General features: G+C 53.6%; 19 protein-coding genes and 1 pseudogene. 14 read left to right on the top strand and 6 right to left on the bottom strand.

Going from position 1 to position 23,561, the window contains the following annotated elements; all coding sequences use genetic code 11:
• Positions 1–100 precede the first annotated feature (100 nt).
• The 6 genes from ACIGCM_RS20070 to ACIGCM_RS20045 all read right to left on the bottom strand — a co-directional run bounded on the left by ACIGCM_RS20070 (position 101) and on the right by ACIGCM_RS20045 (position 6,791).
• Positions 101–1,120: a phosphotransferase enzyme family protein gene (locus tag ACIGCM_RS20070; RefSeq protein WP_397503814.1), complete on the bottom strand. Its 1,020-nt coding sequence runs from the start codon at positions 1,118–1,120 to the stop codon at positions 101–103.
• Between the two features lie 9 nt (positions 1,121–1,129).
• Positions 1,130–2,410, bottom strand: a complete 1,281-nt coding sequence (locus ACIGCM_RS20065) for an aspartate aminotransferase family protein (protein ID WP_397503812.1) — start codon at positions 2,408–2,410, stop codon at positions 1,130–1,132.
• A gap of 1 nt (position 2,411) precedes the next feature.
• Positions 2,412–3,725 (bottom strand): amino acid permease, encoded by a 1,314-nt coding sequence (locus ACIGCM_RS20060; RefSeq protein WP_397503811.1) that lies wholly within the window; start codon positions 3,723–3,725, stop codon positions 2,412–2,414.
• Positions 3,726–3,853: 128 nt separating this feature from the next.
• Entirely contained in the window at positions 3,854–4,483 is a 630-nt protein-coding gene (locus ACIGCM_RS20055) for a TetR/AcrR family transcriptional regulator (RefSeq protein WP_397503810.1), read from the bottom strand.
• A 162-nt stretch (positions 4,484–4,645) separates the two neighbouring features.
• On the bottom strand, positions 4,646–5,578 hold the full coding sequence (locus ACIGCM_RS20050; RefSeq protein ID WP_397503809.1) for a hydroxymethylglutaryl-CoA lyase: 933 nt from the start codon (positions 5,576–5,578) through the stop codon (positions 4,646–4,648).
• 10 nt (positions 5,579–5,588) lie between these two features.
• The gene (locus ACIGCM_RS20045; RefSeq protein WP_397503807.1) at positions 5,589–6,791 is read right to left on the bottom strand and encodes a CaiB/BaiF CoA transferase family protein; all 1,203 of its coding nucleotides are present in this window, start codon (positions 6,789–6,791) and stop codon (positions 5,589–5,591) included.
• Between the two features lie 196 nt (positions 6,792–6,987).
• Here ACIGCM_RS20045 and ACIGCM_RS20040 point away from each other — a divergent pair, with 196 nt between their 5' ends.
• The 14 genes and pseudogenes from ACIGCM_RS20040 to ACIGCM_RS19975 all read left to right on the top strand — a co-directional run bounded on the left by ACIGCM_RS20040 (position 6,988) and on the right by ACIGCM_RS19975 (position 23,480).
• Positions 6,988–7,908, top strand: coding sequence for a LysR family transcriptional regulator (locus ACIGCM_RS20040; RefSeq protein ID WP_397503806.1), 921 nt, complete (start codon positions 6,988–6,990; stop codon positions 7,906–7,908).
• 171 nt (positions 7,909–8,079) lie between these two features.
• Positions 8,080–9,087 carry a TRAP transporter substrate-binding protein gene (locus tag ACIGCM_RS20035; protein WP_397503805.1) on the top strand — a complete coding sequence of 336 codons (1,008 nt, stop codon included), beginning with the start codon at positions 8,080–8,082 and terminating at the stop codon, positions 9,085–9,087.
• A gap of 286 nt (positions 9,088–9,373) precedes the next feature.
• Positions 9,374–10,003 carry a TRAP transporter small permease gene (locus ACIGCM_RS20030; protein WP_397503804.1) on the top strand — a complete coding sequence of 210 codons (630 nt, stop codon included), beginning with the start codon at positions 9,374–9,376 and terminating at the stop codon, positions 10,001–10,003.
• Entirely contained in the window at positions 10,003–11,286 is a 1,284-nt protein-coding gene (dctM, locus tag ACIGCM_RS20025; protein WP_397503802.1) for a C4-dicarboxylate TRAP transporter large permease protein DctM, read from the top strand. The genes ACIGCM_RS20030 and dctM overlap by 1 nt, the downstream gene beginning before the upstream one ends.
• Before the next feature lie 1,242 nt (positions 11,287–12,528).
• Positions 12,529–12,834: a DUF2845 domain-containing protein gene (locus tag ACIGCM_RS20020; protein ID WP_397503800.1), complete on the top strand. Its 306-nt coding sequence runs from the start codon at positions 12,529–12,531 to the stop codon at positions 12,832–12,834.
• Positions 12,835–13,509: 675 nt separating this feature from the next.
• On the top strand, positions 13,510–14,439 hold the full coding sequence (locus tag ACIGCM_RS20015) for a LysR substrate-binding domain-containing protein (RefSeq protein ID WP_397503799.1): 930 nt from the start codon (positions 13,510–13,512) through the stop codon (positions 14,437–14,439).
• A gap of 280 nt (positions 14,440–14,719) precedes the next feature.
• Complete coding sequence (locus ACIGCM_RS20010; RefSeq protein ID WP_397503798.1) at positions 14,720–15,910, top strand: aromatic ring-hydroxylating dioxygenase subunit alpha; 1,191 nt, start codon at positions 14,720–14,722, stop codon at positions 15,908–15,910.
• 10 nt (positions 15,911–15,920) lie between these two features.
• Entirely contained in the window at positions 15,921–17,366 is a 1,446-nt protein-coding gene (locus ACIGCM_RS20005) for an aldehyde dehydrogenase family protein (protein ID WP_397503797.1), read from the top strand.
• Between the two features lie 12 nt (positions 17,367–17,378).
• Positions 17,379–17,540, top strand: a pseudogene (locus ACIGCM_RS20000) (rubredoxin); the annotation flags it as partial.
• Positions 17,529–18,761, top strand: coding sequence for an FAD-dependent oxidoreductase (locus ACIGCM_RS19995; protein WP_397503827.1), 1,233 nt, complete (start codon positions 17,529–17,531; stop codon positions 18,759–18,761). The pseudogene ACIGCM_RS20000 and the gene ACIGCM_RS19995, both read left to right, overlap by 12 nt.
• Positions 18,762–18,770: 9 nt before the next feature.
• Positions 18,771–20,102: an NAD(P)/FAD-dependent oxidoreductase gene (locus ACIGCM_RS19990; RefSeq protein WP_397503796.1), complete on the top strand. Its 1,332-nt coding sequence runs from the start codon at positions 18,771–18,773 to the stop codon at positions 20,100–20,102.
• Positions 20,099–20,482, top strand: coding sequence for an ethanolamine utilization protein EutQ (locus ACIGCM_RS19985; RefSeq protein WP_397503795.1), 384 nt, complete (start codon positions 20,099–20,101; stop codon positions 20,480–20,482). The genes ACIGCM_RS19990 and ACIGCM_RS19985 overlap by 4 nt, the downstream gene beginning before the upstream one ends.
• A gap of 237 nt (positions 20,483–20,719) precedes the next feature.
• A complete protein-coding gene (locus ACIGCM_RS19980) occupies positions 20,720–22,285 on the top strand; it encodes a BCCT family transporter (protein ID WP_397503794.1) in 1,566 nt (521 codons plus the stop codon).
• A 229-nt stretch (positions 22,286–22,514) separates the two neighbouring features.
• Positions 22,515–23,480, top strand: coding sequence for a zinc-binding alcohol dehydrogenase family protein (locus ACIGCM_RS19975; protein ID WP_397503793.1), 966 nt, complete (start codon positions 22,515–22,517; stop codon positions 23,478–23,480).
• Positions 23,481–23,561: the final 81 nt, after the last annotated feature.

Below are 23,561 nucleotides of genomic sequence, written 5' to 3'. Positions count from 1 at the left end.
GGGCTAGCCCCAATTGGACGCCGGATAGATTTAAGCAAGCCAACCATTTCACCCGTTAATCAGTATTGCAAAAAATGGGGTGACCATAGATTTTAATGGCTTACTGGCAGTTCAGATATGTCCGGGCCAGCATGCAGGTACGCTCAATCAAAAAGTCAGTCAGTTCCAGTGCTGTGGCTGAGCCTGCACGGGTATGCACCCACCCCAGGTAAGTCATGCCGCGCAAGGTAAGAAACAATGGCAATAGTGCGCGATCTGCGTTGCTCAGTGGCCGAACAGAGGCGTATCCAGCGAATAGGGCATCCTCCATTTCATTGTAACGAGGATCCTCAAGGCTGAAATACAATGCAGTCGCCAGCTCAAACATATGCCAGCCAAAGCCGGCATCATCGAAGTCGATCAACCGCAGTTTGGCACCTTCAACCAATAGGTTCTCCGGTACAAAATCTGCGTGAATCATGCCGTAATTGGCTTGGTTTCGACCGTATCGACGCAAGTCGTTACGGGCCGCTCTACGGGCCAGCAGTAGAAGCTCGCGCTGCTCGCCGGTGAGTGCCTGAAGGTCCCAGAAACGGCCCCAAAAAGGCTGGCTGCCAATTAAACCCTCTTCATCCCATGCATGACGTATAAACTCGTCAGGTTGTTGCCATGTTTCGCTGTGATTATGAATACTCGCAGCGACGGCACCGGCGTTGAAGAACAATGGCGCTATCTCGGTACTTGTACTGACCCCGGACTCACTGGTGCCGAGAGTGCTACCTGACAACCAGACGAGCATATCGACATGGCGGGTTTCGCCCACGGCATCGGTGTAGACACTGACGAGGTGCTGATCATCGCGGGCGCGAATAATGCTGGGTACCTCAACGCCTTCACCGCCCAAGGCTTCCATCCACTGCAACTCGGAGCGCAAAGCCGCTTCACAATGATAGTTATGCCGATGTACACGAAGGGCGATGCGCTGACCGTCGTGGCGGTAGGCTGAAAACACCGCGTTTTCCCGGTATTTAATCAGCGCTATATCGTGAAACTCGCCGTCCCATTGACGCAGGGCGATACAGGCCATTTCATGCAAATGGGTGATTTGCTCGTCACCGCTTAAATTTTGAAAATTGCTCATGACACCCCCTTAAAGTCTACTCAGCACATGGTCGAGGGTGTCGACGAACAAGTCCGCGTTGGCGATTGAGAACACCAGCGGCGGGCGTAATTTGAGAATATTGTCTGCTGGGCCGATTTTGCTAATAAGCACGCCATTTTCGCGCATAGTGTTGACGATAATTCTGGCTTCAGCCCCAGCAGGTTCTTTGCTGGCACGGTCACGCACCAGTTCCATGGCGAAGAACAGACCTTTACCGCGGACATCACCGATGATGGCGTGTTTCTCTGCCAGTTTTTGCAAGCGGGTATGCACATGGGCACCTACCTGATGGGCATTGGCCAACAATTGCTCGTTTTCGATCACATCAAGCACCGCCATGCCCACAGCAGCGGCAACAGGCGAACCGCCAAATGTGTTGAAGTACATGGCATTACGACCGAATGACTCGATCAACTCACGTGAGCTGACCAACCCGGCCAGTGGATGACCGTTGCCCATGGGCTTGCCTAGGGTGACGATGTCAGGCACAACTTTATGCGCCTGATGGCCCCACAGGTGCTCACCGGTGCGGGCAAAACCGGCTTGCACCTCATCGGCGATAAACAGGCCGCCAGCCTCACGAATCAGGGCGACAGCCTTGTCGACAAAGCCTGCTGGCAGGCGAGGCAGCCCTTCATTGGCAAACAGGGTGTCGATCAACAAGGCCGCCGGCTTAATCCCGTCGGCCTTGAGTGAAGCAATTGCCCCAGCCACTTTCGCGGCATACTCCTCGGCGAGTTGATCGGCACTGACGCCTTGTTTGGCGTGATAAAGATTGGGGATAGGTACTGCTCGCGCATGCCGGCCAAAAGGCTCCGGTGCGGGCAGGGCGGTAGTTACCTCAGCCAATGAAGTGGAGTTACCGTGGTAGTTGTAGTCACTGACGATTACGCCGTGGCCGCCGCTGGCAAAGCGTGCAATACGCAAGGCCAGTTCGTTGGCTTCACTGCCGGTGCAGGTGAACATCACCGCGTCTAAAGGGTCGGCAAAAGTGGCCGTAAGGCGCTCTGCGTAGGCGACTATGCCTTCGTCGAGGTAACGCGTATGGATGTTGAGTTTTGCAGCCTGGTTGCTCAGCGCCGCAACAACATGGGGGTGGCAGTGGCCGACTGAAGGCACGTTGTTATAAACATCCAGATAACGCTTACCGTTAATGTCATACAGCCATACACCTTCGCCACGCACCAGATGCAGGGGCTCGTCATAGAACAGTGGGGACTGATCGCCCAGCACCTTGTGCCGACGTTGCAATAAGGTCGAAACTGTCATGTTAAATATCTCCTACAGAGGCTGTCGTGCGGCCGCGCACACGCATTTTGTCGATGGCGAAACCCAGTGCAAACAGGCCAAGAATGCCGCCGATACTCAGCAACACGGGTGCTGTTAGTTGAAAGCAGGCAGCAATTACACCTGTGGTCAGTAGCAAACCGCACCAGGCAACCAATGGCCCGCAGCGTAGGCGGAATGGACGGGGCAGGTCGGGTTGCGTCGCACGGATGCGCAGGTAGGCGGCAAATACAAAGAGGTAGCAAAGGTTCAATAACAGCACGACAGAAACCAGCACGGTTTCTGGATTAACCAAGGACATCGGCAAGCCGATCAGTGCCGTAAGCAACAGTGCATTGTAGGGCGAGCCCTTTTTATTGGTCTTGCCGAGCAGGCCGGGCAAGTGACCATCGCGAGCCATGGCAAATACCTGACGCGAACCGGCGTATGTCAGCGAGAAAAAAGTCGCAACCAGACCAAACAACGCCCCAAGCCCAACTACCGTTGCAAGCCAGGATTCCTTGCCATAGGCGCTAGGGCTTGTCATGGCGGCATAGAGGGGATCACCTGCAGCGCCTATCAGGGCAACACCACCGGCACCCGGGGCACAAATCAAAACGGTCATGGCGGTTATCAATAGCACGCAAACGGCGGCGACAATACCGCGGGGCATGCTCTTGCCCGGGTCACGGGCTTCTTCAGCAGCGGAACCAGTTTGTTCAACGGTAATAAACAACCAGATAGCGAAGGGAACACAGGCAAACACACCGGCAAGGCTCAGTTCGCTGCCAGGGACGCTGACCAGCAGTTGATCTAACTGGACAAAGGGCAGCATGGCGATGCCGAATGTCAACAATGCGGCAACTGCGATAGCGCCTGCCAGCAAAGTCAGGCCGAGAGCTTCACCAACGCCGCGGATATGAATGCCAATGATCACTGCAAACAGGGCGATTTTTACCGGCCACCCGCCATACCCAAGAACGGATTCTGTGTAGGCACAAATGAAAGTAGCAGCGGCACCTGTACCAATAATCAGGGCCAATGCCGTCGCAACTCCAATCAGGTAGCCAACGAACGGACCGAAAGCACTTTGCGCATATGCAAAGACCCCGCCTGCGTTGGGTAATGCGGTGGACAATTCTGCCACGCATAAGGCTAATCCACTGCACAGCGCAGCCATCAACAACGTGGCAACCAGCATGTTCTGCCAGCCGCCGGCTGCTAAACCAAAGTTCCACCCGGAAAACTGCCCCGCGACAACCAGTGCTATCCCCAGTCCCGCAATTTTTGACCAACCTAAAGCACCCTTGTTCAGCACGTTGTTTCCCCTTCGATCTAGATGATCGTGTTGTTGTTAGTAGGCAAAAAACAAACTCAGAACTAGTCTGTAGTCCGTTTCTGGCGAAAACAAGCCATGGGAAACGTTGTTGGGCGATTATCGATCAGTTACTTGTGGCGGCGGGATATTTGTTCTGGCAGATAAAGTGCGAGATAGGCGAGGGCTGCGCGCTCACCTTCTTCGGCCATGCTGGGGATAATTTCATCGTGCTGTTGCACTGACAGGCAATAGAGAACGTCGGCTAGCTCAATTGCGTAGTAGATGCGTTCAACGGTCGTTGCGTCTGGCGTGAAGTCAAACAGTTGAGTTATGTGCGCCAGTATGACTTCGGCAACCTGATGGTCGTTAGCCCGGTCACTGCGCTTGATTGCTGGAGGTGACTTGGGCCCGTGGATAAGTTGCCGTCCCGCAGGGTCAGCACTTAATAGTTGTGTGCCTCGGCGCAGGCAAAGCAAAAAGACGTCGCGCCAGTCTTGCACTTCATCTGTGATAGGCGCTGCCACCGCGCTGTGCAACTCCTGGCCAATGGTGCTGACCACATCCATGTACAGCTCTGCGATGTTGGCATAGCTGTGATAGGCAGAACCCTTGGAGGCTCCGGCTGCAGTGGCGACGTCGGCGAGGGTGATGCTATCCAGTTCGTGCTCGGCAAGCAGGTTGCGCGTTGCCTCGATCAATTGCTGACGGCGCAGGCGTCCACGCGCTTGAGTACTGGTTTTTTTCAGGATGGTTGTCATCGATGACGGCTGCACACAATTATTTGATGTGCCAAGGGTAGAGAGCGACGCAGGCTGAGGCAATGGCTAAAATGCCTGACGCTCAATTGTCTTTGTGTTGGGTCGTGCAATGTCCGAGAAAGGGCTGCAACTCGTGTCGCAACCGTTTTCTCTGGCTGCGGCCTATGCCTCGGCGTTCATCCACTTAGGTTTTGGATAGCGCCGATCCGCTTTGCCGGCCTTGAGAATCGCGCCTGGAACATCGTGGCCGAGCAATTCAGGCAAGCTGGCTGCTGCTTCGACCAGGGCATCGAGGTCAACGCCGGTATCCAGGCCCATGCGTTGGAACATATGCACCAGATCTTCGGTGCAGATATTACCGCTGGCTCCCGGTGCGTAGGGGCATCCGCCTAGGCCGCCAAGAGAGGCGTCAAAGCGATCAACACCGGCATTCAACGCCGCAATTGCATTGGCCAGGCCCATGCCTCGGGTGTTGTGAAAGTGCAGGGTAAACACGGTTTCAGGCCAGCGCTGAAGAGCCTCGCGGCTTATGCGTTCAACTTGTGCCGGGTCGGCCATACCGGTGGTATCGCACAGGGTAACGCCCTGTACGCCAATATCCGTCAAGCGCTGGATCAGTTCAAACACCCGAGGTTCGGCAACAGCACCTTCAAAGGGGCAACCAAAGGTGGTGGACAGTGAAGCATTGATAAACACCTTGGAACCGCGGGTGACTTCGATGATTTCCTTGAACTGCGCCAGTGACTGTTCAGGTGTCATGCGTAGGTTAGCCAAGCCATGGGTGTCACTGGCTGACATCACCAGATTGACTTCATCGACCTGACACGACAGGGCGCGTTCACAGCCTTTAACGTTGGGCACCAATACGGTGTATTCAACGCCAGCCACGCGCTCGATGCTGCGCATGACTTCTTCAGCATCACGCAGGTTAGGTATCGCCTTGGGCGAGGTAAAGGAGGTGGCTTCGATTTTCGCAAGGCCAGTGTGTGAAAGTTGATTGATCAGGGCGATCTTGTCTTCAGTGGCAACAAAATTCGGCTCGATCTGAAAGCCATCACGGGTGGCGACTTCTTGAATATATAAACGCTTGCTCATTAATCGCTCCTCAGACTATGCCGCGGTCACGCAGGCCTTGGCGCTGCTCATCGGTCAGGCCCAAACCGGCCAGTACATCATCGGTATGCTCACCCAGGGCTGGGCCGCCAGTGCCGATTCGCCCTGGCGTACGGCTCAGTTTTGGCAGCACCCCAGGCACTTTTAGTGGACCCGCAGCGGTTTGCACTGTCTCGATCATCTGCCGTGCAAGGTAGTGGGGGTCCTTGACGATATCTGCTGCGGTATAAGGGAAGCCTGCTGGAACATGGACAGCATTGAGCGCGGCAAGCACTTCATCGCGGCCACGCTGGGTGGTCCAGTCGGCGATGGCCTGGTCGATTAGCTCTGCGTGTTCACTGCGGCCATCGTTTTGCGCCAAGCGTGGATCATTGGCCAGGTCTTCACGCTCAACCAAGGTCATCAAGCGTTTGTAGATGCTGTCACCATTCCCAGCAATCAGTACAAAGCTGCCATCGTTACAAGGGTAAGAGTTTGATGGCGTAATGCCGGGCAGGGCGCTGCCAGCCGGTTCACGAATGTAGTTAAAGGCATCGTATTCAGGAATCAGGCTTTCCATCATGGCAAAGACCGACTCATACAAGGCGACATCAATTACCTGACCCATGCCGCTGCGTTGACGCTCTTGTAGCGCGAGTAATACGCCAATTACACCGTAGAGCGATGACAGCGAGTCACCGATGCTGATGCCGACACGGACCGGCGCTTGCCCCGGATATCCCGAAAGGTGGCGTAAGCCGCCCATGGCTTCACCGATCACGCCGAAGCCGGGTAGGTCGCGATAGGGGCCAGTTTGGCCGTAGCCAGAGATGCGTAACATGATCAACCGTGGGTTGATTTTCGACAGCTCTTCCCAGCCCAAGCCCCAGCCTTCAAGAGTGCCTGGCCGGAAATTTTCGACCAGAATATCGGCTTCGGCAATCAACTTACGGACGATGTCCTGACCTTCAACTTCCTTGAGGTTGAGTGTCAACGACTGCTTGTTACGTGACTGCACATGCCACCAGAGCGAGGTACCGTCTTTGATCTTGCGCCATTTACGCAATGGGTCGCCGACCTTGGGCGGTTCGATCTTTACGACCTGTGCGCCAAACTCGCCGAGCATCTTGCTGGCGAATGGACCTGCAATCAGCTGGCCCATCTCAACCACCTTCAATCCTTGCAGCGCCATGTTGGTCACGTTTTGATCTGTCATTGTTGTGCCTCTAGCAGGGTGCTTTGTTCTATAGGGTCGCAGGATTACTCAAGCCAGACTCAGGAACAATTGATCAATTATCAAGCCTGACTTCGTATTCTACGAAGTAAATCTATGAGAGCCTTGTCTTCAGGCATTAAAGGCGCTGTCGCTGAGCCTGCGCTTTTAACAACTATCCTGGCTGGGAGCATCAACCTTGCGCCGTATCGACTTCATCACCCTTAAAGTGTTTATCGCTATTGCCGATGAGCGCAGCCTCACTAAAGCCGCTGAGCGTGAGCATCTGGCATTAGCGGCCGTGAGTAAAAGGGTGAGTGATCTTGAAAGTCAGCTGGGGATCAACTTGCTATATCGACAACCCAAAGGGGTTGAATTGACGCCAGCCGGCCATGCTTTGTTGCACCATGCACGCACTGTTATGGATAACCTTGAGCAAATGAATGCTGACCTCAGCGAGTTTAGCGAAGGGGTCAAGGGCCATGTGCGGATTCATGCTAATACCTCGGCGGTTATCGAGTTTTTACCGGAAGACTTGAGCACCTTCACCCAGCTGCATGCAGAGGTCAAAATTGACCTTGAAGAGCGGGTGAGCAGCGAAACCATTCGGGCTGTGCGCGAAGGCCTTACCGACATTGGCATCTTTGCCGGGCACGTTCCTGCCGAAGACTTGCAGCTGTTTACCTACCGCCATGACCAGCTTGTATTGGTCACCCCACGAGACCATCCACTGGCTAGTCGTAACAGTGTTGCCCTGCGTGAAACCGTAGGCTACGACTTCATCGGCTTACAGCAAGACGCATCGCTGCACAGCCTGCTGCAGCATTCAGTGCACCATCTAGGTGGAGCGCTACGCCTGCGCATTCAAGTGCGAAGCTTTGAGGCCATTTGCCGAATGATTCATACCGGTATGGGCATCGGTGTGCTGCCTGAAATTGCAGTGCGTACGTATTTACCGGCGTTGAATGTGCAGGTGGTGCCGCTGACCGATGATTGGGCGCGCCGGGAAATAAAGATTGCCGTGCGCAGCATTGATGCACTTTCAGTGACGGCCAAACAGATGCTTGAGCATCTAGTGGGCAGTGAGGCCCGTGCGGCAGGAGTCAATTTGCCTTCGTGAATGCCGAAGGGCTCATTACTGAAATGTGAATTTCAGTTGCGCTACCTGCGCGATAGAGTTCGCCGGTCGATGAAACGCTAGCCTGTAGACGTTTCAACGCTCAGAGAGCCGCTGAAAACTATCGAATCGTTTTCAGCCGCTCCTAAGACAAAAATAATAGGAGCTCACCCCATGAAGTATCCGTCTGTTCGTCGTGTCCTGTTGGGCATGGTCACTGGTTTTGCGTTGGCTGGAGCTCTGACTGCCCAGGCCGCGGACCCCATTCTGATCAAGTTCTCGCACATTACTGCTGATAACACCCCGAAAGGCAAAGGCGCGCTGCTGTTCAAGAAACTGGTTGATGAGCGTCTGGCGGGTAAAGTTGAAGTACAGGTGTATTCCAACTCATCGCTGTATGGCGATGGTAAAGAGATGGAAGCGTTGATGCTTAATGAGGTGCAAATGCTTGCGCCTGCACCCTCAAAACTTGAGCAGTACACCAAGCAACTGCAACTGTTCGACATGATGTTCCTGTTCGACAACATGGCGGCTGCCCAGCGCTTCCAGAACTCTGACAAGGGCAAGGCGATGCTCAAGTCGATGGAAGACAAAGGTATTACGGGGTTGGCTTTCTGGCTTAACGGTATGCGTCAACTGACGGCCAACAAGCCACTGGTCAAGCCATCGGATGCTCGGGGTCTGAAATTCCGGGTTCAGCCATCTGACCTGCAGGCAGCACAATACAGCGCCTTGCGTGCCGTGCCGCGTAAAATGTCCTTCGCTGAGATTTACCAAGGTTTGCAGACTGGCGTGGTTAACGCCCAAGACAATCCATGGTCGAATATTTACAGCCAGAAATTCTACGAAGTGCAGAAGTACATGATCGAATCCGATCATGCCATTGGCAACTACGTATTGATCACCAACACAAAGTTCTGGAACGGCTTGCCAGCGGATATTCGCAGCCAGCTTGAAGAGATCGTCGCTGAGGTTACCACCGAGGTGAATAAGCAAGCAGCTGAGCTTAACGATCAGGCCAAACAGGCGATTCTGGACTCAGGTAAGGTCGAGTTGATTACCCTGACACCTGAGCAGCGCAATGCTTGGCGCGATGCCGTAAGCCCTGCGTGGAAGAAGTTTGAAGATCAGATCGGCAAAGATGTGATCGAAGCGGCTAAAGCGGCAAACAAAGCTGAATAACAGCCCGCTGCGGCCACCGCGTTGGTGGCTGCAGATCCAGTTTCAGGCTTTTGGTTAACCCCCGAAATTCAACTGACCTCAACGTCCCCCACGATCAACGTTGTGGTCAGTTGATTCCCCCAACCAAAAGCCTGCTTTATTCCCTCGCGTTGTTTTTTGCAAAACGGCCTTAGGCTGTAGCGAAACCGGCATCCATCAATGGTGAATGTCGGGCTGCAAGCTGCTGGGGTAGAGTCCCGCATTCTTAATGGATTAAGCCAATAATAACTCGTTCAGGAGGCTCCTTATGAACGCCCTGCGGCGCACCTGGGATCACTTTGAGGAAGCTTTTATCGCCTTCCTGTTGGGTGCTATGACCCTGGTCACTTTTACCTACGTAATCCTCAACAACCTCTACACCTTCTTCTACAGCTGGGCTGACCACTGGGAAGGCGGGAGCGAGACGCTGTTCTGGATCGGTGATCACATTCTCGACATGGCCCAGTCCATGACTTGGAGCATCGCCCTGACCAAGGCCCTGTTTGCCTGGTTGATATTTTTCGGTTTGGCCTACGGTGTGCGTACCGCAGGGCATATCGGTGTGGATGCGCTGGTCAAACTGGCCCCACGCCCAATTCAACGTGTTATCGGCCTGATCGCCTGCGCGGCCTGCCTGACTTACGCCGGGATGATCGCAGTGGGCAGCTTTGACTGGGTCAGAACCCTGTTTATTGCCGGCATCGGTGCTGAAGACCTCGGCCATTACGGCATCAAGCAATGGCACATCACCGCCATCGTGCCATTTGGCTACGCCATGGTGTTTATCCGTTTTCTGGAAATCTTCGTGCGCATTCTGAGTAACAAGCAAACCGGTCTTGGTTTGGCCGATGAAGCGGCAGATGCATTGAAACTGAAAGAGCACGGAGAGCATAACTAATGACTATTTTGTTCCTCTTCGTCGCACTCTTTGTGCTGATGTTTATCGGCGTGCCGATTGCCGTTTCGCTGGGCCTGGCGGGCTCGGTGACCATCATGCTGTTCAGCCCGGATTCGGTCCGTTCGCTGGCCATCAAACTGTTTGAAACCTCCGAGCACTACACCCTGCTGGCGATTCCGTTCTTCTTGCTGTCAGGTGCGTTTATGACCACCGGCGGCGTGGCCAAGCGTTTGATCGACTTCGCCAACGCCTGTGTCGGGCACATTCGTGGCGGCCTGGCGATCTCGGCGGTCATGGCCTGCATGCTGTTTGCTGCGCTGTCGGGTTCATCGCCTGCCACCGTTGCAGCGGTTGGCTCGATTGCCATCGCCGGCATGGTTCGCTCGGGTTACCCGCAGGCGTTTGGTGCCGGTATCGTGTGTAACGCCGGTACGCTGGGTATTCTGATTCCGCCTTCAATCGTCATGGTTGTGTATGCGGCCGCCACTGAGCAATCGGTCGGCAAGCTGTTTATGGCCGGGGTTATTCCGGGCCTGCTACTTGGCGTGTCATTGATGGTGGCGATCTACATCGTCGCGCGCAAAATGAACCTGCCTGCCCAGCCACGCGCGACGTTCCGCGAATTTCTGACCGCTGCTCGCAAAGCCGTTTGGGGCTTGCTGCTGATGGTGGTGATTCTTGGCGGTATCTACTCGGGTATGTTCACCCCGACTGAAGCGGCAGCCGTAGCGGCGGTGTATGCAGGTTTTGTGGCGCTGTTCGTCTACAAAGACCTGACCTTCCGCGACTGCCCGAAAGTGCTGCTCGACTCCGGCAAGCTGACCATCATGCTGATGTTCATCATCGCCAACGCCATGCTGTTCGCCCACGTGCTGACCACTGAGCAAATCCCGCAAACCATCACCGCCTGGGTGATCGAAGCAGGCTTGCAGCCTTGGCAGTTCCTGTTGGTGGTGAACATCGTGTTGCTGGTGGCCGGTGCCTTCATGGAACCGTCGGCAATCATCCTGATTCTGGCACCGATCCTGTTCCCAATTGCCGTGCAACTGGGCATCGATCCGATCCACTTGGGCATCATCATGGTGGTCAACATGGAGATCGGCTTGATAACCCCACCAGTGGGCTTGAACCTGTTCGTCACCTCGGCGGTGACCGGCATGCCACTGACTCAGGTGATCCGCGCTGCATGGCCTTGGCTGATGCTGCTGCTGGGCTTCCTGATGGTGATTACCTACATCCCGGCGGTGTCCATGGCCCTGCCGAACTGGCTGGGTATGAACTAAGCCACAGGTATCGATGATCTGCTTTTGACTCACGTAGGGTGGTTGACGCTTTTTTCAGCCACCATTTGCGTGATCGAATATTTGGATAATTGCCTGCAAATGGTGGCCAAGCTGCGCGTTGACCACCCTACGGATTGGACCATTTTCGCCGCTGGATAGACCATAGGCGGACAACGCTTTTTTGTCCGCCATTCTCTGGCGCAAATATTTGAATAAACCGCTCAACCTTGGTGGACAAACTTCGTTTGTCAATCGGATTGAACTGTTGGCTCATTGCGTGGATATTGGGTTAGCGGCTTTTGACTCACATAGGGTGGTTGACGCTTTTTTCAGCCACCATTTGCGCGATCGGATATTTGGATAATTGCCTGCAAATGGTGGCCAAGCTTCGCGTTGACCACCCTACAAATTGGATCATTTACGCCGCTGGATAGCCCATAGGCGGACAACGCTTTTTTGTCCGCCATTCTCTGGCGCAAATAATTGAATAAACCGCTCAACCTTGGTGGACAAACTCCGTTTATCACTCGGATTGGACTGTTGGCTCATTGCGTGGATATTGGGTTATCGGCTTTTGACTCACGTAGGGTGGTTGACGCTTTTTTCAGCCACCATTTGCGCGATCGGATATTTGGATAATTGCCTGCAAATGGTGGCCAAGCTGCGCGTTGACCACCCTACGGATTGGATCATTTTCGCCGTTGGATGACCCATAGGCGGACAACGCTTTTTTGTCCGCCATTCTCTAGCGCCAATATCCAGATAAACCGCTCAACCTTGGTGGACAAACTCCGTTTATCACTAGGATTGGACTGTTGGCTCATTGCGTGGATATTGGGCTATCGGCTTTTGACTCACGTAGGGTGGTTGACGCTTTTTTCAGCCACCATCTGCGCGAACGGATATTTGGATAATTGGCTGCAAATGGTGGCCAAGCTGCGCGTTGACCACCCTACGGATTGGACCATTTACGCCGTTGGATGAGCCGTAGGCGGACAACGCTTTTTTTGTCCGCCATTCTCTGGCGCCAATATCCGGATAAATCGTCAACTTTGGTAGACAACCTGCGCTTGTCGCACCGTAGTTGCCATTTGCCCCGGATTTACGAATTGCTCAGCGCTCTGAACACGCTTCGCCTTGTCACAACGTTCGAGAAATTGCCAAGCGTCTTGAGGCTCCGGAGAAAAGGAATAGCTGCTATCTTCGGGTAAATCCGTAGCGCCCCTCCAAGGTAGGGTACTTATGAAACTCACACTCAGCCGGACATTGCTGGCGAGCTTAATGCTGATGGCCATTCAGACGAGTGTCGAAGCATCGATGCGCTGCACAAATGGAATTATCAGTAAGGGCGACACGACAGCCGTCGTGCTAGAGAAGTGTGGTAAGCCGGACACACAGCAAACAATCACCCCAGAGATTGGTGCTGATGGACGCCCACCGGACAACTCAGTAACCGTCGAAAACTGGGTGTACGGGCCCGATAACGGCGCATCCAGGCACCTCAAGTTTCTCGACGGCAAGCTGGTTAAAATTGAAATGCACCGATAATAACCGGAGTTCCCAAGCTGTGGTAGCGCAGCGTATCTAGCATTCATCCACCAGCAAAACGTTGTGCCAGTCGAATTAAGAGTACAGGTCGACTGGTCATTGTCTGCCTTTCGTTAAAATTTTCTGATGGAAATAGACTGGTTTTAAAATAATCGTTGTTCAGTTAAATAAATCTAGCCGCAAACAGTACCTGGGACTGGTTGAGTCTGAGGTTTTGACTTTCTGACGCGGCACGCCAAGACATTATGGCAGCCATCGCGGCGCGCAGCGCGTTGGCGTTTTTGACCTAATAACAGGCCGTTTGCAGAGCATTGCGCGAACAACCAAGTAATTAAAATTGTGGTGGGATTAGTAGGTTCATCAATTAGATTGGCAGTATTCAAGGAGAACTCCTGGCAGCAATGCTGGTGACACTCCGGTGCCAGCCTTGACCTCTACTCTGGACTCGGTGCCAACATAAAAGACTGGCGCACTCGCTAGAGGGTGGCGTAAAAAGCCTGTCTTGCGATGAACAACTCATCAGAAACTTTTTATTTGGGTGTGCTGATAAAGCCTAGTTATCTTAAAGACGAGCATCTGTGCCTGCAGATGCTTGATCTGCATTTCTAGGTTTAGCTTTATCAAACCCCGTTTTAAAGTGAGATGAGCTACAAACATAATAAAAGTGGTTGCCTGATGAAAATTAATCCATTGCCACCGTTGAACAGTCTGGTTGCGTTTGAAAGCGCTGCGCGTAATTTAAGCTTCACCCTGGCGGCACATGAGTTGAATGTGACCCAAGGGGCGGTGAGTCGCCAAGTGCGGCTGCTTGAGGATTATCTGGGCAAGGCGTTATTTGAGCGTACAACCCGTGCGATGAATCTGACGCCAACGGGTAATCAGTATTACGAAGTGGTTCGTGACACCTTGCTTGGGCTTGCCAACGCCACCGGTGAAATCCGTCATTGGCGCGGCGCACAGCAGGTTACGGTGGCCACCAGCACCGCTATGGCATCGCTGTGGTTACTGCCGAAAGTGGCTGAATTTCAGCGCGATAACGAAGACATTGATCTGCGCATTATTGCCTACGATCACGTTAAGGATTACTCGCGGCTGGATTGCGACTTAGCCCTGTACTACTGCCGTACACTGCCAAAAAACATGCAAGTAACACCCTTGTTCGCCGAGGAAGTATTCCCGGTTTGCAGCCCGGGCTACCTGGCGAAGCATCCAGAGTTGGAAACGGTTGATCAGTTTTCATCTTGCACGCTGTTGTGGCTGGAAGATCCACAACGGGACTGGATTGGCTGGTCGGAGTGGTTTACCCGCATTGGCACCAAAATGGTGGAGCCACGGCACCGCATCAATATCAACAGCTACTCGATGCTGCTGCAGTCCGCCACTGGCGGGCAGGGCATCGCATTGGCTTGGTCTAATCTGGTCGACAATCACTTACAAACCGGAGCACTGGTACGGCCGGTTGAAGCGACGTTGATGACAGAGGGCCAGTTTTGTTTGCTTGAGCCGAACAATAGAGCGTCCACCCGCCAGAGCGTTAGGCAATTTCGCTCCTGGTTAATATCCCAACTTCCTGTCGTGTTGAGCGACCCTGAAACGGCGACCTGATAATTAGGTGCGCTTATCCTTAGCGCACGCTATTTCAGGCGTCTAAGCAGTTATAAGTTTTCCTCTTTAATTAATGATATTTAATCATAAATAAATAATACAGCCTCTAATTCAGCTATTTCAGAAGGCTTATAAAATTATTAATGATAAAAAATCATAAAACGTGATGTAAAAAATCGTTTGTCGATAATCCCTGTTTTTCTCGAAACTCGCGGTCAACGGAGTGTGGCTAACGCGCCTGCCAAATAAGACTAATCGTGCCCAGCAGGGGAGAAAAACAATGAACAATTCCATCTCTCAACGTATTCCCGTCCAGCAACTGGAAAACGTCCTCAATCCAATTCATCAGGCCACTGGCCTGGGCAATGAGTTTTATACCGAGCAGCGTTATTTCGAACTTGAGCGCGATGAGGTGATGGGCAAAACCTGGGCCTGTGTCGGCTTCGCCAGCGACCTTGTGCAAAATGGTTCGGTCAAACCAATCGACTTCATGGGTTTACCTCTGCTGCTGATGCGTAATCGCGAAGGCGTGGTGCAGGTATTCCACAACGTCTGCAGCCACCGCGGCATGAAGTTGGTGCAAGAAGAAGGGGTGGTGCAGGGCGTTATTCGTTGCCCTTACCACTCCTGGACCTACGATTTGAACGGTTCACTGCGTGGTACACCGCATGTGGGCGGTATCGATAAACACAAAGATGAACGCTTTGCCTGCGAGAAGCACGGCCTCAAAGCATTGCGCAGCGCTATTTGGATGGACATGGTGTTCATTAACCTGTCGGGTGATGCGCAACCGCTCGAAGAAATGCTTGCGCCTCTGACTGAACGCTGGAGCCAGTTTATTGGTGAAGAAGGCATGAGCCTGCTGCGTCGTCGCCCAGGCTTTGATGCCACTAGCCTGGATATCAACTGCAACTGGAAGCTCGCCGTTGAGAACTACTGCGAGGCTTATCACCTGCCTTGGGTTCACCCAAGCCTGAACACCTACTCGCGCCTTGAAGATCACTACAACATCATGTTCGGCGACAACTTCGCGGGCCAAGGCAGCTATGCCTACAACCTGTCTGATGTAGCCGGTACGCACATGCCGAAGTTTCCGAGCTGGCCGCAGGATCGTCTGCGCAATGCTGAATATGTCGCGTTTTTCCCGAACGTACTGCTGGGTATTCAGGCCGATCATGCGTTCGCCATGCAACTTGAGCCTGTCTCTCCGGGCCGCACCCTTGAGCATTTGCGGGTGTTTTATGTTGGTGATGAGGCGCTTAACGATGAGTACGCCGCCTGCCGCAATTCAGTTCTGGAATCCTGGAAAGTGGTGTTTGCTGAGGACATCAGCTCCGTTGAGGGGATGCAAAAAGGTCGTCATTCGCCGGGTTACAAGGGCGGTGCCTTCTCTCCTGAAATGGATATCCCGACTCACTTTTTCCATACCTGGGCTGCCCGCCAGTTTCTAAACACTGATAAGTCAGCCTGAGGAGACAGACATGACCAAGATTGCTGCTCACTGGCTTAACTACATCGATGGCGAATGGATCGACAGCGCGAACCATTTAACGGTCAACCAGCCTGCCAATGGCGAGCCGCTGGCGACCATTGCTCAAGCCTCAGTTGAAGATGCTCAACGTGCACTGGATGCTGCTCGGCGCTGCGCTGACAGCAATGAGCTGACCCGCGTGCGACCTGCGCAACGGGTGACGTGGCTGCTGCAAATTGCTGCTGAAATTCGTGCGGTGGCGGAAGAGGGCGCTTGGGTACTTTGCCAGGAAAATGGCAAAAGCCTGAATGACTCCCGTGATGAGTTCATCGAGTCAGCACGCTACTTTGAGTACTACGCCGGCATGGCCGACAAAATTGAAGGCACGTCAATTCCGCTGGGTAACGGCTATATGGATTTTACCCAGTACGACCCTATGGGCGTATCGGCGCAAATCGTGCCATGGAACTTCCCGGTTTCAATCTGCGCACGTTCATTGGCACCTGCATTGGCCGCTGGCAATGCAGTGGTAATCAAGTCCCCAGAGCTATCGCCGCTGGGCATGTGCGTATTAATGCGCGCTATTGCCAAAGTGGGTCTGCCTAAGGGCGCGGTTAACTTGATTTGCGGCCGGGGTCGTGAAGTCGGCTCGTACCTAGTCAGCAGCAAACAGGTCGATCAGATTGTGTTCACCGGTTCGGTGCCAACTGGTCAGTCAATCCTGCGTGCAGCGGCTGAAAACGCAATCCCGAGTGTGATGGAGCTGGGCGGTAAATCTGCTGCATTGGTGTTTGCCGACGCGGATCGTGAGCAAGTATTGGCCAGCGTCAAGAGCGGTATTTTCTTCAACGCCGGTCAGGTGTGCTCGGCGATGTCACGCTTACTGGTTCAGCGCGAAATCTACGATGAAATCGTTGACGCTGTGGTGCAGATGGCCGAATGCATGAGTGTCGGGATTGGCTCGGAGAACCCTGACCTGACACCCGTTATCAGCGCTGGGCAGCTTTCCGGTATCGAGCAGCTGTGCCGAGAGGCCGCTGATGAAGGTGCAGTTATCGCCACCGGCGGGGAATCCTTCAGTGATCGTGCGGGGCACTTCATGCGCCCAACCGTACTACGTGATGTCACGCCTGAAATGAGCATTGCCCAGACCGAAGTTTTCGGCCCGGTATTGGCCGTCATCCCGTTTGACACTGAAGAAGATGCCTTGCGCATCGCCAACGGTACTGAGTTCGGTTTAGTTGCGGGCGTATTCACCCAAGACATCAGCCGCGCCATGCGCTGCACCCGCCGTTTAAAGGCAGGCCAGGTGTTCGTCAACGAATGGTACGCCGGTGGTATTGAAACTCCATTTGGCGGCGTGGGATTGTCAGGCTTCGGTCGGGAGAAAGGTCAGGAAGCCCTGTACAGCTACGTACGGACCAAAAACGTAGCCATTCGTGTGGCTGGCGAGTAAGTGGAGACGATCATGAAAAAGTGGCTCTGTGTGGTCTGTGGCCTGATCTACGATGAAGCATTAGGCTGGCCAAAAGACGGTATCGTCGCGGGAACCCGTTGGGAAGATGTGCCTGAAGATTGGGAGTGCCCCGATTGTGGTGTTGGCAAAAGTGATTTCGAGATGCTCGATATCACAGAGCCCGTCGCTGCTGTGGCGGCTCCAGTGATCACAGCAAAACCAGTGATAAGCGCGCAACCGCGTCAACCAATCGTGATTATCGGCAGCGGCTATGCCGGTTACGGTTTGGCTCAGGCACTACGCCGCGCAGACGCAAACGTTGAAATTCGTTTGATCACCCAAGAGTCAGGGCATCTGTACTCCAAGCCCGCGCTGTCGATTGGCTTGGCTCAAGGCAAAACCGCTGAAGGGCTGGCAGGTGAGACGCCTATGGCCTTGGAAAAACGCCTGAATATTCGTATCTATGCACATTGCCGGGTCGAGCGCATCGACAGCGTCAAGCGCACACTGCACACCAATTTGGGTGATATGGAATACGGCCAATTGGTATTGGCCAGTGGTGCTGCACCGATTCGGTTGCCAATTGTTGGCGAAAGCGATGCGGTACTGAGCATCAACAACCTGCATGACTATCAAGCTTTCCGCCAGCGTCTGGAAGGGGTTAAGCGGGTCGCAATCATCGGCGATGGCCTGATTGGTTGTGAGTTCGCCAATGATTTGGCCAGCAATGGTTATCAGGTCAGTGTGATTGGGCTCGGGAAATGGCCCATGGAGCGCCTGCTGCCCGCCGAGGCGGGGCAACACCTGCAAACCGCGCTGAGCGAGCAGGGCGTGAATTGGTACTTAGGTAATTCAGTGGCTCAGGTTGATCGGCAGCCGCAAGGCTATCGTGTGCAGCTCACGGATGGCCAGACGCTGGATACCGATCTGGTGTTGTCAGCAGTCGGCCTGCGCCCCAACCTGGCCTTGGCGCAAAGCGCAGGTGTGGCCACTGATCGTGGTATCAAAGTCGACACGCATCTACAAACCTCGGTACCAGGTATTTTCGCATTGGGCGATTGCATTGAAATTGATGGGCAATTACTACCGTATCTTGCGCCGATTAATCAAGGTATTCAGGCTCTGTGCAAAACCTTGCTCGGTGAACCAAGTCCAGCCACATACCCGTTAATGCCCGTGATGGTGAAAACTCCGGCAGCGCCATTGTGCTTGCTGCCACCTGCAGTGGGTGCAATCGGGGAGTGGCGTTGTACGCCAACAGCCGATGGCATATGTGCTGGTTTTTATCACACCGATGGTTTGGTAAGCGGCTTTGTCTTGCTAGGCCGCCAAGCCCAGCTGCAACGTAACGCTTGGCTGCAAAGCTGCCAAACCGCGCAACAAGCCGTAGCCTGAGGCTCAATCATGACTAATAAAAAGATTAACTTGCCGCTGGATGACTCTACCTGCGGCTGGTACAGCGCCTTGCATGATGTGCCAGCGGCCAAGCGTTTAGCCGGCCAACAACGGGCTGATTACGCCATTATTGGTGCCGGTTTTGCTGGTCTTGCCGCCGCTCGACGTCTGGCTGAGCAACTGCCGGAGGCTCGTATCATTCTGGTCGATGCACAGCGCGTCGGCCATGGTGCGTCGGGCCGTAACTCAGGATTTGTGATTGACCTGCCGCACAAGTTTGCCCTTGAGCATCCGGACCCTGCACACAAGCAGCGTTTGCTGGCTCTCAATCGTGCGGCAATCGGTAAGTTACAAGGCTTGGTTGATCAGCATGGGATTGATTGCCAATGGTCGCACGCCGGTAAATACCAAGGCGCAGTCGGCCCGCGTGGGCAAGCTTACCTTGAGCATTTTGCAGGCTTGATGAAGGACCTCGGTGAGCCTTTCGAATGGATCGAACGTGAGTCGCTGGCCAAGGTCATTGGCAGCCAACATTACAGCCAGGCTATTTTTACCCCGGGCTGCTACCTGATGCAGCCTGCCGCCTTGGTTAATGGGTTGGCGCGTAGCTTGCCAGCTAATGTTGAACTGTTGGAAGAGTCGCCCATTCAGCGGCTTGAGCGTGATGGCAATGGCGGCTGGATTTTGCACGGCACTAACGGTCGCATCACTACGCCGACGTTGCTGTTGGGCACCAGTATATTTACTCAGGAATTCGGTTTTCTGCGTAACCGTTTGCTGCCGGTGATGACCTTCGCCAGTTGGACCCGCCCACTCACCGATTCTGAACTGGCTGAGTACGGTGGCCAACTGGATTGGGGCCTGACCCCTGCTGATCATGCAGGCACTACCGTGCGCATGACACAGGATCGTCGGTTGATCATTCGTAACACTTACAAGCATGTGCCCAAGTACGGGCGCAGTACCAATGATGCAATGCGCCAACAGGTTGCAGTTGATCATCGCAAGGCGTTTTTGGCGCGCTTCCCGCAACTGGCCAATGTTCCCTTCACCCATACGTGGGGCGGGGTATATGCCATTTCCCGTAACTTCACCAACTTCTTTGGCGAATTACAGGACGGCGTTTTTGCATCGGCCTGTGACAATGGTGTCGGTGCTGCTTGGGGTACGATTTCCGGCACGCTGCTGGCTGACCTGGCTATTGGCGCAGAGTCGAGTCAGTTACGTGATATTCAAGCGGTTACAGGCATGCCGTCACTTAATCCGCCTGAGCCCTTTTTAGGAATTGGTGTGCGTTCACGCATCCGTTTGGCCGCATTTAACAGCCGGAGTGAAATATGAGTGAAGCAAGCAAAACCTCCGGCAAAGGCCCTGTGTTGTTGGTCGACCATCAAAACCTCGATTTCGCCTTGCGCAGTGCTGCCGATAGTCAAGGACAAGCATTTGTAGCGCGTGCAATCAGCAATGAAATTTCACCCAACATAGGAGTTGGTTTCGCCCGTTGGGAAGGCGCAGAAGTGGCATGGACGCTGCTCTATGACGAAGTTATTTTCGTTATTGAAGGCTGTTTCGAGTTACAGGCAAATGGCCAACTATATCGCGTTACACCTGGGCAAATGCTGTGGATTCCAGAAGGCACAGCGTTAGTTTATGGCGGTCATGCGCTGTTTGGCTATGTGGTGCATCCCGGTGACTGGAAGCAACGTCACGGGCTTGGCTGAGCGACAACCATCCGTAATTTGCGAACAGTTTCACAGGCAGAAAAATGCCTGTGAACGGGTGGCGTGGATGAGCAAAACATCAGTGATAAAAACTCATAAATCAACGAGATAAAATGGTTTGTTGAGTTGTTCGACCTGACTGAATATCGCACCCCAGCACAATTCAGGAAACTTGCCTTGTAGACGAAATGTCTTCCCTGAATTGGCTTAATACAAAAACAATAGCGAGGCCGTGTAATGAAAGATATAACTGCAGAAGCTGCCCAGCCCCCCGCATTAAATATGCGCATCCTGGGCCTGAATTTTCATCGTGTGATCTTTCCAGCGTCATTTTTTATTGTTTTAGCGCTGGTGTTAGCTGCGCTCTATGATCCTGTGGCATTTGGTCAGACCCTTGAATCAACAAAGGGCTGGATTATCCAGAACTGTGATTGGTTTATTATGATCATGGGCAACTTGGCAGTTCTATTCTGCGCCGGGATTGCAATCTCACCCTACGGTAAAATTCGCCTTGGCGGTGAAGACGCAAAACCTGAATTCAGCATGCTGTCGTGGTTCTCAATGATGTTTGCTGCAGGCATGGGCGTTGGTTTGCTTTACTGGGGTGTTGCCGAACCTGTAGCGCAATATACCGAATGGTGGAAGACACCCCTCAACGTCATTAAAAATACCCCTGAAGCCGCGCATGCATCTATGGGCGCAACCATGTTTCATTGGGGCCTTCACCCTTGGGCGATCTACCTCACCAGCGCATTGGTGATTGGCTATTTTGCCTTCAATAAGGGCATGCCATTTTCCCTTAGCTCTGGTTTGAAGCCGCTGATTGGCGACGCCTACAAAGGTTTGCCAGGTCAAATCGTTGATATCTTCACGGTGGTACTGACTGTGTTTGGCTTGGCCACTTCCCTTGGTTTAGGTGCCATGCAAGCCACGGCGGGCATTACCCATGTACTGGGGATTGCCAACTCATTCAGTTTTCAGCTTCTGTTTATCTTCATCGTGACTGCGCTTGCTGCGCTGTCATTGTGGCGAGGCATGCATGCCGGGGTGAAGCTGCTCAGCAACATCAACATGCTGTTGGCTTTGGCCTTGTTCGTTTTGGTCGCTATCGCCGTTGGCGTCGGGACTTTCTTCTCATCTGTCGTCACCACAGCAGCTGACTATGTCGAATACTTTGGGCCATTGGCGAACTGGATTAACCGGCCTGACCAAGACTGGTTTCATGGCTGGACCGTTTTCTATTGGGCTTGGTGGTGCACGTGGGGGCCAATTGTAGGGGTATTCGTTGCGAGGGTTTCTCGCGGCCGTACATTGCGCCAACTGGTTTGTGTGGCGATGGTTTTCCCAACTATTGCGACTATTTTCTGGTTCGCTGCTTTTGGTCTCAGTGCAATTGATCAAGTCACCGCAGGGCAGGGCGGTCTTGCGGCTGGGCTGACCGATATCAACATGGCGCTGTTCCAATTCCTCGAAGTGCTGCCAATGTCGACCATCACCTCAATTCTTGTGGTCGTGTTACTGGTGATCTTTATGGTTACGTCCATGGACTCTGGTGCCTTGGTCGTCGATAACCTGGCTGCAGGGGGAGAACCCGACACCCACGCAGGGCAACGTATTCTGTGGCTGTTGATGGTGGCATTGGTGACCATCACATTGTTCGTCATCGGCGGAGATACTGCGCTCAAAGGTATTCAGGCCGGAGCTGTCGCAATGGGCCTGCCCTTTATGGCGATCATGCTGCTGTTGATGATGGGCTTTATTAAATCCTTGGCAACTGACGGTGTCAGTAAACAATTAAGCTAACGAACTGGCCGTGACGCACGGCCTATTCTCCTCTCGAAACATCCACTAAAGCCGTTGACAAGCAATTGTCAACGGCTTTTCTCTACTCGTGTTCCTGGTGATTAACTTCTGAATAGCACTGCTCAGCTAATTTATACTGTTGTAAATTTATGCGAGCAGTTGCCTATTGAATTGGCATTTAATAGTGTCGCCCTTGAGTGCCTGTAGGTTAATGCAAAGGAAACGGTTCATGATAAAAGCTGCCATCGTTCACGCCTTCGAACGGCCCCCTCAGTATGGTGAAATCGCTGCGCCCGTGGCTCAGACCCAAGAGGTTTTGGTGCGCGTCAAAGCTGCGGCACTGAGCCAGTTGGTCCGGGCGCAGGCAAGTGGTAAGCACTACAGCAGTGGCAAGGTAACGCCTATGGTGCCTGGCGCAGACGGTGTGGGTTTGTTGGAAGATGGAACACGGGTGTATTTCGCATTTCCACGCGGACCTGTTGGTGCCATGGCTGAAACCGTGGCAGTCAAGGCTGACCAATGTGTGGCACTACCGGACAGTGTGGATGATGTTACTGCTGCAGCCATTGCTAACCCGGGGATGTCATCGTGGGCCGCGCTGCAAGAGCGGGCGCATTTCAAAGCTGGTGAGTCTGTATTGATTAATGGCGCCGCGGGTGTTTCTGGCCGTCTTGCCATTCAGGTGGCACGTCATTTGGGTGCGTCCCGAATCATTGCCACTGCGCGTAATCCTAGCGTTGAAGCAGAGCTGCGTGACTTGGGTGCTGATCAATTTATTTGCTTGGGTCAGTCATCTGAATCGCTCACCGCGGCCTTCCGTGAGGCGATACAAAACGGGGGCGTGGACGTTGTACTGGATTACCTGTGGGGCCCGCCCGCTGAATGTTTTATCAATGCGGCAGTAGGCTATGGCAGTGGCGAAGCAGCGCCGCGAATTCGCTTCGTCAATATCGGCGCGCTGGCGGGTGCGACCCTTGCCATGACGACCGGACCACTACGCAGCTCAGGGCTGGAGTTGATGGGTAGCGGTTTAGGCAGTATTTCAAATGCGGACTTAGTTAAAGTAGTTGGCCAACTCTTGCACGCCATAGGACCTGCAGGCCTGAAAGTTGAAGCCTGCGCCGTACCACTGGATCAGGTCGAGGAAGCTTGGTCGCGCACTTCTGCAGAACGGATTGTATTTACCCTTGCATGAACTGAACCGGGCGCGTGCGTAGCGCCTCAGTGAATAGGCATAAATGGTTAGCCACGACATCTGGAGAAGGGGCCTTTACCC

It is taken from the genome of Pseudomonas sp. NPDC078700 (genome assembly GCF_044542375.1).
Taxonomy (GTDB): domain Bacteria; phylum Pseudomonadota; class Gammaproteobacteria; order Pseudomonadales; family Pseudomonadaceae; genus Aquipseudomonas.
Note: the sequence above shows the minus strand (reverse complement) of the source record. Positions and strands in the feature narration are given on the sequence as shown.